The sequence below is a fragment of the Kitasatospora sp. NPDC101447 genome (genome assembly GCF_044767225.1).
Classification (GTDB): Bacteria; Actinomycetota; Actinomycetes; order Streptomycetales; family Streptomycetaceae; genus Kitasatospora.
The window spans coordinates 67,689-82,472 of sequence record NZ_JBIWNL010000021.1 but is presented as its reverse complement, the minus strand read 5'-3'; the positions used below and the strand labels follow the sequence as shown (position 1 = coordinate 82,472).

The following is a 14,784-nucleotide window of genomic DNA, read 5'->3' as shown; positions in this document are numbered from 1 at the left end:
CCGGTCCGGCAGCCGGTCCCGGGCAGCCCTCAGGCGCGGATCATCGGGTGCAGCACCTCGTCCACCAGCCGGGTGGCGAAGTCCGGCCCCAGGTCCTGAAACCCTCGGATCTTGGCCTGGTAGAGCAGCATCGCCGGGATGACGTCGGCCACGAGCGGGGTGGCCGCGCCGGGCCGCACGTCCCCGCGCTCGGCGCCGCGGCGGAGGATCTCCAGGATGGTCGCCGTCATCGGCTCGATGACGCGGTCGTTGATGAAGCCCTTGAACACCTCCGCCCGCTCCTGGTCGATCTCGACCATCAGCGCGTGGAGGGCCGCACCCACACGGGAGGCCGCAGCGGCCGTGAACGCCCCGATGAGCTGCAGGAGTTCGTCACGGGCCGCCCCCAGGTCGGGGGTGTCGTAAGGGCGTGGAAGAGTGGCGTCCAGGGCGTCGATGACGAGTTCGTCCTTGGCGGCCCAACGCCGGTAGAGCGCGGCCTTCCCGGTCCGCGCCGCGCCGGCGACCCCTTCCATGGTCAGCCGCGCGTATCCGCCGGAGGTGAGCTGGTCGAGCGTGGCCTCGAAGATCGCGTTCTCCAACTCCTTCCCCCTTCGCCTTCCGGGCCGAGCGAGGGCCTGACGGGCGGCCCGCACCGGGCAGAGAGCCGCCTCCGCACCCGACCCCGGAACCACCGCACCCGGCCCGCCAATCGCGACGTCCGAGGCACCCGAGCCGTCCGGGGCACCCGGAGGCTCCGCCCGCAAGAACGCCCCGCCCGACACCCCACCCGCCGACCCACCCGCCGACCCGCCCGCCGACCGCCCCGACGGCCGACCGGACCGGTCCGCCACCAGGCGCCGCACCAACCGCTCCATCGCCACCATCCTTAAGGAACGCTTGCGTTCACAATCGAGCCAAGATATCGTCCGGATTAGTGAACGATCCCGTTCCTTCCCGCTCTGCGCAAGGGCGCAGCGCCATACCCGGACACCGGCGGTCCGCCGGGTCCACAGCACCGAGCACATAGCCAGCAGGGGGCACATTCGTGGCTATCTCCGACACGCTCAGCAAGAACTCACCACCGCAGGACGCGAAGGGGCAGGGCAAGGGCATCACCCTGGCCGTCATCGCGGCCACGCAGCTCATGGTGGTCCTCGACGCGACCATCGTGAACATCGCACTGCCGCACATCAAGGACGCCCTGGGCTTCTCGACCACCGACCTGTCGTGGGTCATCAACGCCTACACGCTGACCTTCGGCGGGCTGCTGCTGCTCGGCGGTCGCGCGGGTGACATCCTCGGCCGCCGGCGGGTGTTCATCTTCGGCACCCTGCTGTTCGGGCTGGCCTCGCTGCTCGGCGGTTTCGCGCAGGACAGCACCCTGCTGCTGGCCGCCCGCGCCCTCCAGGGCATCGGTGGCGCGATCTGTTCACCGACAGCCTTCGCCCTGATCGCCACCAACTTCGAGGAAGGGCCGGCGCGCAACAAGGCGTTCGGCGTGTTCTCGGCGGTGGCCGGCTCGGGCGCCGCGATCGGCCTGCTCGCGGGCGGCCTGCTCACCGAGTACCTGAACTGGCGCTGGGTGTTCTTCGTCAACGTGCCGATCGCCGTGCTGATCGCGATCGCCGCGCCGCGCTACATCGCCGAGTCCGAGCGTCACCCGGGCCGTTTCGACCTGCCCGGCGCGCTCACCTCGACGCTCGGTCTGGTCGGCCTGGTCTACGGGTTCATCCGGGCCGCCTCGGACGGCTGGTCCGACAGTGTCACGCTCGGCTCCTTCGCGGCCGGCGCGATCCTGCTGGCCGCCTTCCTCGTGATCGAGAGCCGCACCGATCAGCCGATCACCCCGATGCACCTGTTCGCCGACCGCAACCGCACCGGCGGCCTGGTGATGATGCTCTGCCTGGCCGCGGCCATGTTCGGCATCTTCTTCTACGTGGTGCTGTTCGTGCAGGGCCCGCTCGGCTACAGCCCGCTGATGGCCGGCGTGTCCTTCCTGCCGATCAGCGTCTCGATCATCATCGCCGCGCAGATCGCGTCCACCTTCCAGGCCAAGTACGGCCCGAAGCCGTTCATGGCGGGCGGCGCGCTGCTGGTGACCGTCGGCCTCAGCTGGCTGACCCAGATGGGCAAGGACAGCGGCTACCTGGACGGCGTGCTCGGCCCCACGGTGGTGTTCGGCCTCGGCATGGGCATGATCTTCGTCCCGGTGATGCTGCTCTCCGTCGCGGGTGTCCCGGGCGAGGAGACCGGCGCCGCCTCCGGCCTGCTCAACTCGATGCAGCAGATCGGCGGTTCGCTCGGCCTGTCGATCCTGACCACGGTCTTCGCCCACTACGCCACGGCCGAGGCCGCCGTGCAGCTGCCGAAGTTCATGCAGAGCGCGAACCCGGACCAGCTGGCCTACCTCCAGCAGCACCACGAGTTCCCGCCGGGCACGGACGCCGCCAACACCGTGCTCACCCAGGGCATTTCGCACGGCTTCATCGTGGGCGCCGCACTCGCGGCGGTCGCCCTGGTGGTCGCGGTCTTCGCGATCAAGGCCAAGGCCGGCGACCTGCCGAGCGGCGACACCGCCGTCGCGATGCACTGACACCGGTACGGACGCCGGTACGACGTCGGCAGCGAGTCGACACGACGCCGGCACCGAGCCGGTACGACGCGAAGGGCCGACCGGGAGCAGCACGCTCCCGGTCGGCCCTTCGCGCTTCCGGCGCGTTCCGGCGCTTTCCGTCCCGACCCCGGCCCGACCCGGGCCCGGCCCCCGTCCCGCCCCCGCCCCCGCCCCCGTCCCAGCCCCAGCCCCGACCCCGGCCGGCTCCTACCAATCCCTGTCCTCGAACCCCGCCCGGTCGCAGGCCCGGTGGCCGACCCGCGGCGAGTCGTCCACCGGCGGCCGCTCCGCGAGGATCCGCCGGGCCCGGGCGACCGCGAGGTCGGTCGCGTACCAGGGCTGCGCCTCCCCGCGCAGGTCCTGCGCGATCAGCTGCAGCGCACAGCTGCGCTGCGGCTCGGGGAGCCGGTCCAGGGCGGGTACCGCGTCCGCCGACAGGTCCCGGACGTTGCGCAGGTCGATGGCCGCGGTGTGCGGGTCGGTCCGCAGGGCCTGCTCGTAGCGGGTGACGTTCTGGTCGGCGACGATCGCGTCCGGGCCCATCAGGCCGTACACCGCGAGGGTGAGCACCCCGCTGAGGAGAACGACGCGCGGCAGCCAGCCGGTGCTGCGGGTCAGCCCGGAGGCGATCAGCAGCAGGAAGACGACGCCCAGCCAGACCTCGACCACGAGCACCCAGAGCCGCAGCCGGGTGAGCCCGGAGGCGTCCACGTAGAACCACATCCGACCGAGCGCCGAGGCGACCACGGCCAGCGCCAGCACGCAGAGCAACCCGAGCAGGATCCGCGCCAGGCGGCGGTCGGCGACGGTGGTGCGCGGGGCCCAGCGCTTGGCGACCGCCACCACGACCAGGGTCAGCACGGTGATCACGCTGAGCTGCCAGAAGCCCTGCCGGGCGTACGCGGAGCGGCTCATCCCGGTGTTGCGCAGTACGGCGTCCGCGCCGCCGAGCACCACCACGGCCTGGAGCGCCGCGAAGACGCCGAACATCAGGTTGAGCGCGGCCAGCGGCAGCGCCCACTCCAGCCGTCGCCGCTCCCGGCCGGGCGGGACCTCGGTCCGGTCCCAGCGGCGCGGGCCGGCCGCGATGTGCGCGAAGCCCAGAGCGGTCAGCGTCCCGAGCACGAACAGCACTCCGCGCCCGGGGAGCTGGGCGAGGTCGAGGTCGGGGCTGAGGCCGCCCAGCAGGTCCGCCATGGCGGCATCGGCGCTGGCGAACAGCAGGCCGAAGACGGTCAGCAGGACGGCGGCGACCGCGAGCGCCTTGAGCACCGGGACGATCCGGTCGCGGCCGCGCAGCGAGCGCCCCTGCATGCTGAGCCGGGCCCACCGCACGGCGGGCACCGGCTGCCAGAGGATGCCGGGCAGGGCGAGCAGGACGCCCGTCCAGCGGCGGCCGCCGTGCACGGCCAGTGAGGCCAGGGCGAGTGCACCCCCGATCGCCAACAGGCCTGGCCAGGCGGCGCTCCACACGGCCGGGACGGCCAGCAGGGCGAGGGCGAGCAGGCTCCATGCGACCGTCCAGGGCCGGACCCGACGGCCCGCCGCCCGGGCGGCGAACCCCGCCCCGGCCGCGGTCGCGCCCCCGCAGATCAGCAGGTTGGCCCCCAGGCCGTCATAGAACAGCCAGGCCGTCAGCAAACCGGTGAGCAGGGCAGCCAGGACGACCCGGGGCGTGGCCCCGACCCGCCGCTCGGGGTCGCTCGCTCGCAGGCGGCTCGCTCGCTTCGGCGGCGGCGCGACAGGGGTGCCGGACGTGCCGGGCGCGCCGGGCGCGCGCCAGGGCCTGGCCGGGTCGTACAGGTCCCAGGAGCCGTACGGCCCGCCCGGCTCCGGCGACCCCGGCATCGTCCCCGGCTCCGGAGCTGGTGGCGGATCGGCCGAGGCAGGCGTGGACAGACCGGACATGGGTCCCCCTCAGTGGTCTACAGGCATGCGGAAGCCGCCCTCGGGGCAGTCCGCCGGTGGGCGCGCCGGGCGCCGCACCGCCGACTGTAGACCATTCTGAACAGGTTCAAAAGTTGCTTCTGAACGCGTTCAGAACCACCGTTCCACGTACCGCCCCCTCGACGCCCCGCCCGCTACCCCTTCACCGACCCGGCCAGCAGCCCCCGGACGAAGTACCGCTGCAGGCTGAAGAAGACGACCAGCGGCACGATGATCGACAGGAACGCCCCGGCCGTCAGCAGCTCCCAGCGGCCGCCGAGCGAGCCCGACAACTGCGCCAGCCGCACCGTCATCGGCGCCACCTCCGGTGTGCCGCCCGCGAAGGTCAGTGCGACCAGCAGGTCGTTCCAGACCCACAGGAACTGGAAGATCGCGAAGGAGGCGAGCGCCGGGGCGCTCAACGGCAGCACGATCGAGCGGAAGATCTTGAAGTGCGAGGCGCCGTCCACCACGGCCGCCTCCATCAGGTCGCGCGGCAGCTGGGCGATGAAGTTGTGCAGCAGGAACACCGCGAGCGGCATCGCGAACATCGTGTGCGCCAGCCAGACCGGCGCGTAGCTGCCCTTCAGGTCCACCGCGGGGATCAGCGTCAGCGGGCCCAGGTGCGCGCCGCTGGAGAACAGTCGCAGCAGCGGGATCAGCGCCATCTGGAGCGGCACCACCTGCAGTGCGAACACGGTGAAGAACACCGCGTCGCTGCCCCGGAACCGCACCCAGGCCAGCGCGTACGCCGCCATCGCCGCCAGCACCAGCGGGAAGACGGTCGCCGGCACGCTGATCGCCAGCGAGTTCACCAGGAAGGGCATCAGCCCGGTGGAGGCGCCGGAGCCGCCCTCGAACAGCACCGAGTGGTAGTTGCCGAGGCCGAAGTCCGGGTGGAGCAGCGCGCTCCACCAGCCGCTGGTGGTCACGTCCTGCTTGGGGCGCAGCGAGGTCACCAGCAGACCCAGCGTCGGGATCGTCCAGAGCACCGTCATCGCGATCACGAACACCGAGGCCGACGGACTGCTGAAGGCCTTGCGGACCGGACTGCCGGGGCCGCCGGCCACCCGCGGGGACCCCTTCGGGACGGACGCCTTCGAACCGGACCCCTCCGGGGCCGACGTCGTCGAGCCGGACCCCTTCGAAACGGACACCTTCGGACCGGAGGACTTCCGAAGCGAGGTCACCGCACCTCACGCTCCTTCCGCAGCTGGACGATGTTGTAGGCCACCAGCGGCAGGACCGCGAGGAAGAGGATCACCGCGAGGGCGCTGCCCCGCCCGGAGTTGAACTGCACGAAGGACTGCGAGTACATCTCGTTGGCCAGCACCTGGGTGCCGAAGTTCCCGCCCGTCATGGTGCGGACGATGTCGAAGGCCTTCAGCGTGATGATCATGACGGTGGTCAGCACCACCATCACCGTGGTGCGGATCATCGGCACGGTGACGTACCAGAACAGCCGCACCCCGCTCGCGCCGTCCAGCCTGGCCGCCTCCACCACCTCGTCCGGGATCGCCTTGATGGCTGCCGACAGCACCACCATCGCGAAGCCGGTCTGCACCCAGACCATCACCACCATCAGCAGGAAGGTGTTCAGCGGCTGCGAGAGCATCCAGTTCGGCGGGGCGTCCCAGCCCACGGCGACGGCGAGCCGGCTGAGCAGGCCGATCTGCGGCTGCCCGGGCCCGCGCGACTCGTAGACGAACTTGAAGATGATCGACGCGCCGACCAGCGAGATCGCCATCGGCATGAAGATCAGCGACTTGTAGACCGACTGCCCGCGCATCCGGTCCACCAGCAGCGCCAGCACCAGCCCCAGCCCGGTCGCCACCAGCGGTGCGACGACCAGCCACAACAGGGTGTTGACCAGGACCTCCTGGACCGAGTCGGTGGTCAGGGCCCAGCCGAAGTTCTCACCGCCGACGAACCGGGTGCCGTCGTCGTTCAGCAGGCTCAGGTACACCGTGCGGATCAACGGCACCACCAGGCCGACCGCCAGCAGCAGCACCGCCGGGCCGAGGAACACCGCGACGGCCAGCGGACGGGCCAGTCGGCCGCGGGCCCGCCCGGCGACCAGGAAGACCACCAGCAGGATGCCGAGGAATCCCGCCACGGCGCCGAAGGTGTTGCCGAACTTGACCGCCGCGTCGCCCCAGGAGCCGACCGCCAGTCTCTCGGCGGCCGGCCCGGCGACGGGTGACAGGGATCCGGGTACGGACATGGCTGCGCGTCCCTTCGGGTGCGGTGGGAAGGGGGCGGGGGGGGGGGGGGGGGGGGGGCCCCCCCCCCCCCCCCCGGGGGGGCCGGGGGGGGGCGGGCCCCCGCCCGCCCCCCCCCCCCGCCCGGGCGGGGCCCCCCCCCCCCGGGGGGGGTTCCGGGGGGGGGGGGGGGCCGGGGGGGGGGGGGGCGGTGGGGGGGGGGGGGGGGGGGGGGGGGGGGGGGGGGGGGGGGCCCCCCCCCCCCCCTCGACAGGTGGTCCTCGGGTGCGCCCTGCTCCGGCCCTGCCGCGACGCGGCGCCGGAGCGGGCCCGCGGGCCGGTTACTGCGGCCAGGCGGCGTCGATGTCGGCGGCGGTCTTCTGGATCGACTGCCCCTCGGCGAACCAGGCGGTCAGCGACTTCCACTCCTGCCCGGCGCCGACCGCGGCCGGCATCAGGTCGGAGCCGTCGAACCGGAAGGTGGCCCCGGGGTCGGTCAGCGCCTCGGCCGACAGCTTGTCGATCGGGTCGGTGTACAGGCTCTTGTCCACGCCCTGGTTCGCCGAGACCCAGCCGCTCGCGGTCCGCACCCGGCTGCTCGCCCAGTCCGAGCTGGAGAGGTAGTTCTGCACCGCCTGCACCTCGGGCCGGCCGGCGAAGGCCGCCAGGAACTCACCGCCGCCCTCGACCGGGTTCGCGACGGACGGGTTCACCGCGGGCAGGTGGAAGGCGAAGACGTCCCCGTCCGGGCCGACCTTGGTGCCCTTGGGCCACTGCGCCTCGTAGAACGACGCCTGCTGCAGCAGCATGCACTTGCCGCTCAGCACCGGCGTGCCCGCGTCCTGGAAGGTCGTGGTGGCGATCGACTTCACGTCGCCGAAGCCCGCGTTGACCCAGGCCGGGTTCTGCATCCAGTCGGCGACCGTCTTCATCGCCGTGGTGATCTTCTCGTCGGAGAACTTCACCTGGTGGCCGACCCACTGGTCGTACACCTCGCCGCCGTAGCTGCCCAGCACCACCTCCTCCAGCCAGTCGGTGGCCGGCCAGCCGGTGGCCGTACCGGAGGCGATGCCGCCGCACCACGGCCTGGGGCCGCCCGCCCTGGCGATCCGGTCGCTGAGCGCCATCAGGTCCGCCCAGGTCTTCGGCGCCTCGTAGCCGGCCGTCTTGAAGGCCTTCGGCGAGTACCAGACCAGCGACTTCATGTTGGCGCTCATCGGCGCCGCGTAGAAGGTGCCGTTGACCGAGCCGTAGGTCTTCCAGATCGGGCTCCACTTGTCCTGGTTCGCGACGGTCTGGGCGGGCGGCTTCACCACCTTGCCGCTCTTCACCATCTGCGCCAGCAGACCCGGCTGCGGGATGATCGCGAAGTCCGGGGCGTTGCCGCCGGCCACCCGCACCGGGAGCTGCGACTCGAAGTCGTTCGACCCCTCGTAACTGATCTTGATTCCGGTGCACTTGCTGAACTCGGACCAGGACTTCTCCAGGTTGTCCGACTCCGGGCTCAGGATGGAGGCGAACATCGTCACGGTCGTGCCCGAATGCCCGGCGTACGGCTGGTACTTGGCGCAGTCGCCGGACAGCGACTGGGTCGCGCCGCCCCCGCCGTCACCCGAACCGCCGGAGCTGTTGGAGCACGCCGCGGTCAGCGCCAGTGCCGCCACCAGGGCGGGTACGGCGGCCAGCCGCCGGCGGCGGGAACTCGGTTGCGGCGCGGTCGGGTTGAGGGTCAATGCGGTCCTCCTCGCCAGGGCATTGCTGCCGACGGTGGCTGAACGACATTGCGCTGTACCGGAGACGGGCCTACAGGGATCGCGGGCGGACGGCGGCCGAACTGATCGAAGACGTTAACGCAGCAGCCGCCCGGCGCCAAGGTCCACGTTCGACCTTCACAAGGCGGTGTCCCGACCGTGACCCGCGACCAGCCGGAATCCGGACCACCGCCACCAGAAGTCGAAGGCCCCGCCCGGAAACCCGGACGGGGCACATTTAATGACGCCTCATCAGATCAGTCAGAGGTGCCAGAGGCGTCAGAGAGGTGGGAGGTGGGAGGTGCCAGAGGCGTCAGAACAGCCGGATCGGCAGATCCAGCAGACTGTTCACCACCAGCGACGGACTCGGCCGGAGATCGGCGTCCGGCACCGCGAGCGACAGCTTCGGGAACCGCTCGAACAGCGCCGGCAGCGCGACGCCCGCCTCCAGCCGGGCCAGCGGCGAACCCGGGCAGACGTGCGGCCCGTGGCCGAAGGACAGGTGCCGGGTCGGGTCCCGGGTGACGTCGAACAGCTCCGCCGTCACCCCGTGCTGCAGCGGGTCCCGGCCGATCGCGTTGTACGAGACCAGCACCGGCTCGCCCGCCGGGATCACCACGTCGCCGACCGGGATGTCCGCGGCGGTGAAGCGGAACAGGAAGTTGCTGGTCGGCGGCGTCCAGCGGAGCGACTCCTCCACCACCGCGTCCCAGGACACCTGCCCCGAGCGCACCAGCTCCAGCTGGTCCGGGTGCGCCAGCAGTGCCCGCACCGCGTTGCCGATCAGGTTCACCGTGGTCTCGTGACCGGCCGCGATGATCACCCGCAGGGTGGCCGCCGCCTCCGCGTCGGTCAGCGCCCCGCCCTCGGTGTCGGCCGCCAGCAGCACGCTCGCCAGGTCCTCGCCCGGGGCGGAACGGCGCTGCGCCACCAGGTCGTTGACGAAGGCGTTCAGTCCGGCGATGGTCGCCTGGATGCCCGACGGGTCCGGCTTGATGCCGAAGAACCGCTCGTACAGGTCGCGCAGCACCCCGTGGTCCGACTCCGGCACACCCAGCAGCGAGCAGATCACCGTCATCGGCAGCGGGAAGGCGAAGGCCGTCTTCAGGTCGACCTCCGGCTCCCCCGCCGCCAGGGCGTCCAGCAGCGCGTGGGTGATCTCCTCGACGCGCGGGCGCATCAGCTCCACCCGGCGCGGGGTGAAGGCCTGCGCCACCAGCGCCCGCAGCCGGCGGTGCTCGGCGCCGTCCGTGGTCACCATGCTCGGACCGGGCACCGCCAGGCCGATCAGCGGCCAGGTCTTCGGCACCTCGCCGCGCTGGTAGGCGCCCCAGTGCGCGGCGTCCTTCACCAGCCGGGCGTCCGTCAGCAGCTCGCGCGCCGCCGCGTGCCGGGTCACCGCCCAGGCGGCCACGCCGCCGGGCAGCTCGACCGGCACCACCGGGCCGGCGGCCCGCAGCAGGGCGCCCTCGGCCGCGTTGTCACGGGCCAGCGGGTCGAGGACGATCGAGGCCTGGGCAGCGGTCATCGCAACTCTCTTTCGGACGACGGGGTGTCGACGGGGGCCGGACCCGCCGACGGTCGGCAGACGATCGGCACCGATGGGCGACGGTCCGCGACGGACGGCGACGGACGACGGGTGTCGACGGGTTCGACGGGTTCGACGGATCAGGCCGGGTGGCCCGGGGTGAACGAGACCGGCAGCGCCACCAGCCCGCGCACCCAGGCCGACGGCCGCCACACCAGCGCGTGCTCGGCGACCGCCAGCCGGAGATCCGGCAGCCGGTCCAGCAGCACCTCGATCGCAGTCGTCGCGATCACCTCGGCCGCCTCCTGGGCCGGGAACGGACAGCCGTGCTCGCCGTAGGAGTAGCTCATGTGCGCCCGGTTGCCCTCGGCCGGCCGGCCGTCGGCCTGCCGCACCGACGGGTCCGCGTTCGCCCCGGCGAAGCCCAGCAGCACCATGTCGCCCGCACCGATCCGCTGGCCGCCCAGCTGGGTGTCCCGGACCGCCCAGCGCCCGGCGAAGATCTGCGTCGGGGTGTCCTCCCAGAGCGCCTCGTTCAGCGCCTGGCTGATGCTGCGCCGACCGCCCGCCAGCGAGGCGGCGAACCGCTCGTCGGTCAGCATCAGCCGCAGCGCGTTGGAGATCCAGTACGAGGACGGCTGGTGGCCGGCGATCAGCAGCACCCGCAGGTCGCGCATCACCTCGTCGTGGTTCAGCCCGGCCTCGTGTTCCAGCATCCGCGAGGCGACGTCGGCGCCCGGGTGCTCGGCCTTCTCCTCGACCAGGGCGAGCATCAGCTCCAGCAGCCGCTGGGCGCCGGCCGGCGCGTCCGGACCGCCGTCCAGCATCGACAGCAGCGCCGCGATCAACTGCGGTGCCTGCTCCTCGTCCAGGCCGAGCACCCGGCACAGCACCAGCAGCGGCATCCGGTGCGCGTACTCGGCGACCAGGTCCGCCTCGCCGCGGCCGGCGAACTCGTCGATCAGCCCGTCGGCGATCTCCTCGGAGTGCTTGCGCAGCTCGTACGGGTCGATCCCGGCCAGTGCGTCGGTGACCGCGCGCGAACGCCGGACGTGCTCCTCGCCCTCGGCGTACAGGATCGAGGGGACGGGCGCCATCATCGGCTTGAGCGGCCAGTCTGCGGGCAGCGTCTCCCAGGCGTTCCACCGGCTGGAGTCACGGCCGAACAGCTGCGGCTGACCGGTCACCAGCTGCAGCTCGCGGTAGCCGATGACCAGCCAGGCGGGCACGCCGCCGGCCAGCTCGACCGGGGCGACCGGGCCGTGCGCGGCCCGCAGCTCGCGGTAGAGCTGGGCCGGGTCGGTCTGGAAGCGCGGCCCGTACAGCGGCGTGGCGCCGGCGTGCGCCGGGCAGCCCGGCGGCGGGGTGACGGCGGGCTCGGTCACGGGGTGCTCTCCTCGTACATCGCGGTGGGGGCCGCTGCCGGGGCGGCAGCCTCTTCGGAGCCGGTCGGGTCGGCTGCAGGGGCACCGGCCGGGTGGCCGGCCGCGTCGGCACCGGCGGCGGCACCAGCGGCACCAGCGGCCTCGACGGCCTCGGCCAGGTAGGCCTCGTCGGCACCGGCCAGGGCCGCCAGGTGGTGGACCAGTTCGATCAGCACCCGCTTGCCGGACTCGCGGTCACGCGCGTCGCAGTCCACCAGCGGCACCTCGGCCGGCAGGTCGAGCGCCTCCCGGACCTGCTCCAGGGTGTGGCTCGGCTCGCCGAAGTTGTTGCGGGCCACGATGAACGGGGTGCCGTGGTGCTCCAGCCGGTCGATCGCGTACCAGGAGTCCTCCAGCCGCCGGGTGTCGACCAGGACGACCGCGCCCAGGGCGCCGCTGAACAGCCGGTCCCAGAGAAACCAGAAGCGCTCCTGCCCGGGCGCACCGAACAGGTACAGCACCTGGCGCTCGGAGAGGGTGATCCGGCCGAAGTCGAAGGCGACCGTGGTGGAGCGCTTGCCCCAGGAACCGGCCGGGTCGATGCCCTCCCCCGCCCGGGTCATCACCTCCTCGGTGTTCAGCGGGCGGATCTCGCTGACCGAGCCGACCAGGGTGGTCTTGCCCACCCCGAAGCCGCCGACCACGACGATCTTCAGCGCGTTGTCGGCGGTCGCCCGCAGCGGAGTGCGCCCGGCGGGCCGGACGTCAGAGCCGTTGGAGGCCATGCAGCACCTGCTTCAGCGTGTCGAGGTCGGGCAGCCGGGCCTTGTTCGGCGCGAACCGGGGGTGGCGGGCGGTGACCGCCCCGGACTCCAGCAGGTCGCCGAGCAGGATCTTCACCACCGAGATGGGCAGCGCCAGCTCCGCCGCCACCTCCACGACGGCGGTCGGGGCCTCGCACATCCGCAGGATCCGGACGTGCTCCGACTGCATCCCGGGCGTCGGCTGCCGTTCGGCGACGATCAGGGTGACCAGGTCGAAGGCGTTCTCCGGGGCGCGGCTGCGGCCCTTGGTGATGGTGTAGAGGCGGTCCGGGTCGTCGTCACGGCCCGGCAGCACCGACCCGTCGGTCATATCCCCGCGCCCTCCGGTGTGGCGGCGCTCTCGTCCGCCGCCCCGTCCTCCGTGCTGCGGGCCGGGGCGCTGAGGTGGATGCCGATCTGCTCGATCAGGCCGTGCATGTTGTGGCCGACCACGCCGACGTCCGCGTCGTCGTCCGTGACCACCGCGAGGTGCGCGCCCTCGCCGGCCGCCACGATGCACAGGATGCCGCCGTGGAACTCGGTCATCGACTGCCGGACTCCGCCGCTGCCGTCGCCGAACTCGATCGAGGCGCCGTGCGCCAGGCTCTGCAGGCCGGACGCGATCGCGGCCAGCTGGTCGGCCTGGTCGTTGCCGAGCCCGGCGGTGTGACAGAGCTTGAGGCCGTCGGCGGAGAGAACCAGGGCGTGCCGGGTGCCGGGGGTTGCCGCCAGCAGGTTTTCCAACAGCCAGTCGAGGTCGCGGTCGGGGGCGCTGCTCATCAGGTGTCCTTCTCGGTGACGGGGGAAGCGTCGGGCGTGGTGTCGGTGTCCGTGGTCGGCGTCCCGGTGGAGTGCTGCTCGCCCTCCACCGGACGGGCGGCGGCCCGGCGGAACGCGCCGAACCGGGCGGCCGCGCTCGCCGCGTCGGTGCGGACGGGCTTCGCGGCCCGGTCCGCCGCCGGAGCGGTGGCCAGCGTCTGCCCGCGCCGACGCTGCGGCAGGCCGCTGTCGGTCACGCGGGCGGGAGCGGGCGGGAGCGGGGCCGCGGAGACGGGTGCGGCCGGGGCAGTGCGTGCGGTCGGGGCGGTGAGTACGGTCGGGGCGGTGAGCGCGGTCGGTGCGGCGGGCGCCGGCGGCAGGGGGGTGGGGGCCGGGCGTGCGGGGGTGAGCGCCGGGCGCGCGGACTCGGCGACCGGTGCCTGCGTCGGGACGGCCGCCGGGGTGGGCGCCGGAGCGGGGTGCGAGACCAGCTGCTGGGGGATCAGCATCACCACCCCCGTACCGCCGCGCGCCGACGGCCGGAAGGAGATCTGCAGCCCGTGCTTGCGGGCCAGCGCACCGACCACCGCGAGGCCCAGCCGGGTACCGGCGGACAGCATGGTCAGGTCCAGCGGCTCGGGGGAGACGGCCCGTTCGGCCCGGCGCAGCCAGCTGTCGCTCAGGCCGAGCCCGCTGTCCTCGACGGTGACCACCAGTCCGGCCGGCACCTCCTCGACGTAGACGTGCACCTCGGCCGGCGGGGCGGAGAAGTTGGTGGCGTTGTCCAGCAGCTCGGCCAGCGCGTGCATGACGCCCTCGGCGGCGTACCCGGCGACCGCAGCGGTGCTGGCGTTGTGCAGCCGCACCCGCTGGTAGGCGCCGATCCGGCCCAGCGCACCGCGCAGCACCGACTCCACCGCGATCGGCTTGGCCCAGCGGCGGCCCGAGCGGGCCCCGGTGAGCACCGCGATGCTGTCGGCCATCCGGCCCGCCTGGGCGGTCGAGTGGTCCAGGCTCAGCAGGTCGCCGAGCACCTCCTCGTTGTGCCGGTGCTGCATCTCGCGAAGCTCGGCGTGCATGCTCGTGGCCAGCGCCTGGACCCGCCCGGCGGCGGTCGCGCAGACCGCGAGCGCGGCGGCCCGCAGCCGCTCGCCCCGGCCGATCTCCTCACCGACGGCGCGCAGCAGCGCGTACTGCGGGTGCTTGCGGTGGGCGGCCAGCGCGCTGTCCACGGCGGCGCCGGCGCGCAGCTTCTTCACCACCTCGGGAAGGACGCCCTCGGCGATCAGGTCCAGCTCGGCGCGCTCGGCCTCGGCCCGCGCCCGCTCCGTCTCCAGGCCGGCCCGCTCGGCCGCCAGCTCGGCCCGCACCCCGGCCAGCTCGGCGTCCAGCTCGGCCCGCACCCGGGCCAGCTCGGCGTGCGCGGCGGAGACGTCCGACTCCGCCCGGGCTTGCTCGGCCCGAGCAGCGTCCCGCTCGGCCTCCGCAGCGGCGGTGCGGCCCTTGGCCGCCGCTTCGGCCTGCCGGGCGGCGCCGGCCACGACCAGCGCCGTCATCGCCTCCTGGTGCCGGTCCTCCACGTCTTCGGCCAGCCTGTGGGAGCGTTCGGTGCCGGTCGCGGCGAGGCCGACGGCTATCAGCCACAGGACGGTGACGGCGCCCACCGCGAGGGCGGTGAGCGGCTGGTGCGCGCCCAGCGCCCGGCTGACGCCGACCGGTGCGGCGACCAGCGCCAGCAGGACGGCGGCCGCCGTCAGGGCGACGGTACGGGGTGCGGGCCGTCGGCGCGGCCGGCCGTCGGGGCTGGTGGCTTCTCTCATCGGTGCGGTCCTCGGCAACGTCGGCGGGCGGCGGCA

The 14,784-nt window shown here is 73.3% G+C and carries 12 protein-coding genes; 1 reads left to right on the top strand and 11 read right to left on the bottom strand.

The features are described from left to right. Nucleotides 1-29 precede the first annotated feature (29 nt). Complete coding sequence (locus ACIRST_RS26690) at nt 30-581, bottom strand: TetR/AcrR family transcriptional regulator (protein WP_350523357.1); 552 nt, start codon at nt 579-581, stop codon at nt 30-32. 446 nt (nt 582-1,027) lie between these two features. Between ACIRST_RS26690 and ACIRST_RS26685 the strand changes: the two genes are divergently transcribed. Next, nucleotides 1,028-2,575, top strand: a complete 1,548-nt coding sequence (locus ACIRST_RS26685) for an MFS transporter (protein ID WP_396549686.1) — start codon at nt 1,028-1,030, stop codon at nt 2,573-2,575. Nucleotides 2,576-2,803: 228 nt separating this feature from the next. Here the strand turns inward: ACIRST_RS26685 and ACIRST_RS26680 are convergent, their stop codons facing one another. The 10 genes from ACIRST_RS26680 to ACIRST_RS26635 form a co-directional block, all read right to left on the bottom strand. Continuing rightward, nucleotides 2,804-4,444, bottom strand: a complete 1,641-nt coding sequence (locus ACIRST_RS26680; RefSeq protein WP_402804875.1) for a DUF4153 domain-containing protein — start codon at nt 4,442-4,444, stop codon at nt 2,804-2,806. Nucleotides 4,445-4,677: 233 nt separating this feature from the next. Next, complete coding sequence (locus tag ACIRST_RS26675; protein ID WP_350523360.1) at nt 4,678-5,592, bottom strand: carbohydrate ABC transporter permease; 915 nt, start codon at nt 5,590-5,592, stop codon at nt 4,678-4,680. A 116-nt stretch (nt 5,593-5,708) separates the two neighbouring features. Continuing rightward, complete coding sequence (locus tag ACIRST_RS26670; RefSeq protein ID WP_402804873.1) at nt 5,709-6,746, bottom strand: carbohydrate ABC transporter permease; 1,038 nt, start codon at nt 6,744-6,746, stop codon at nt 5,709-5,711. Between the two features lie 318 nt (nt 6,747-7,064). Next, complete coding sequence (locus ACIRST_RS26665; protein ID WP_402804871.1) at nt 7,065-8,456, bottom strand: ABC transporter substrate-binding protein; 1,392 nt, start codon at nt 8,454-8,456, stop codon at nt 7,065-7,067. Between the two features lie 331 nt (nt 8,457-8,787). Continuing rightward, nucleotides 8,788-10,002, bottom strand: a complete 1,215-nt coding sequence (locus ACIRST_RS26660) for a cytochrome P450 (protein WP_402804869.1) — start codon at nt 10,000-10,002, stop codon at nt 8,788-8,790. A gap of 140 nt (nt 10,003-10,142) precedes the next feature. Then, entirely contained in the window at nt 10,143-11,387 is a 1,245-nt protein-coding gene (locus ACIRST_RS26655; protein ID WP_396549676.1) for a cytochrome P450, read from the bottom strand. Further along, entirely contained in the window at nt 11,384-12,151 is a 768-nt protein-coding gene (locus tag ACIRST_RS26650) for a GTP-binding protein (RefSeq protein WP_402804866.1), read from the bottom strand. The genes ACIRST_RS26655 and ACIRST_RS26650 overlap by 4 nt, the downstream gene beginning before the upstream one ends. After that, the gene (locus ACIRST_RS26645) at nt 12,132-12,500 is read right to left on the bottom strand and encodes a DUF742 domain-containing protein (protein ID WP_350523365.1); all 369 of its coding nucleotides are present in this window, start codon (nt 12,498-12,500) and stop codon (nt 12,132-12,134) included. The genes ACIRST_RS26650 and ACIRST_RS26645 overlap by 20 nt, the downstream gene beginning before the upstream one ends. Then, nucleotides 12,497-12,949, bottom strand: a complete 453-nt coding sequence (locus ACIRST_RS26640) for a roadblock/LC7 domain-containing protein (RefSeq protein ID WP_402804864.1) — start codon at nt 12,947-12,949, stop codon at nt 12,497-12,499. The genes ACIRST_RS26645 and ACIRST_RS26640 overlap by 4 nt, the downstream gene beginning before the upstream one ends. Continuing rightward, complete coding sequence (locus ACIRST_RS26635) at nt 12,949-14,748, bottom strand: sensor histidine kinase (protein ID WP_402804862.1); 1,800 nt, start codon at nt 14,746-14,748, stop codon at nt 12,949-12,951. Before ACIRST_RS26635 ends, ACIRST_RS26640 begins: the two co-directional genes overlap by 1 nt. Between the last annotated feature and the right edge of the window lie 36 nt (nt 14,749-14,784).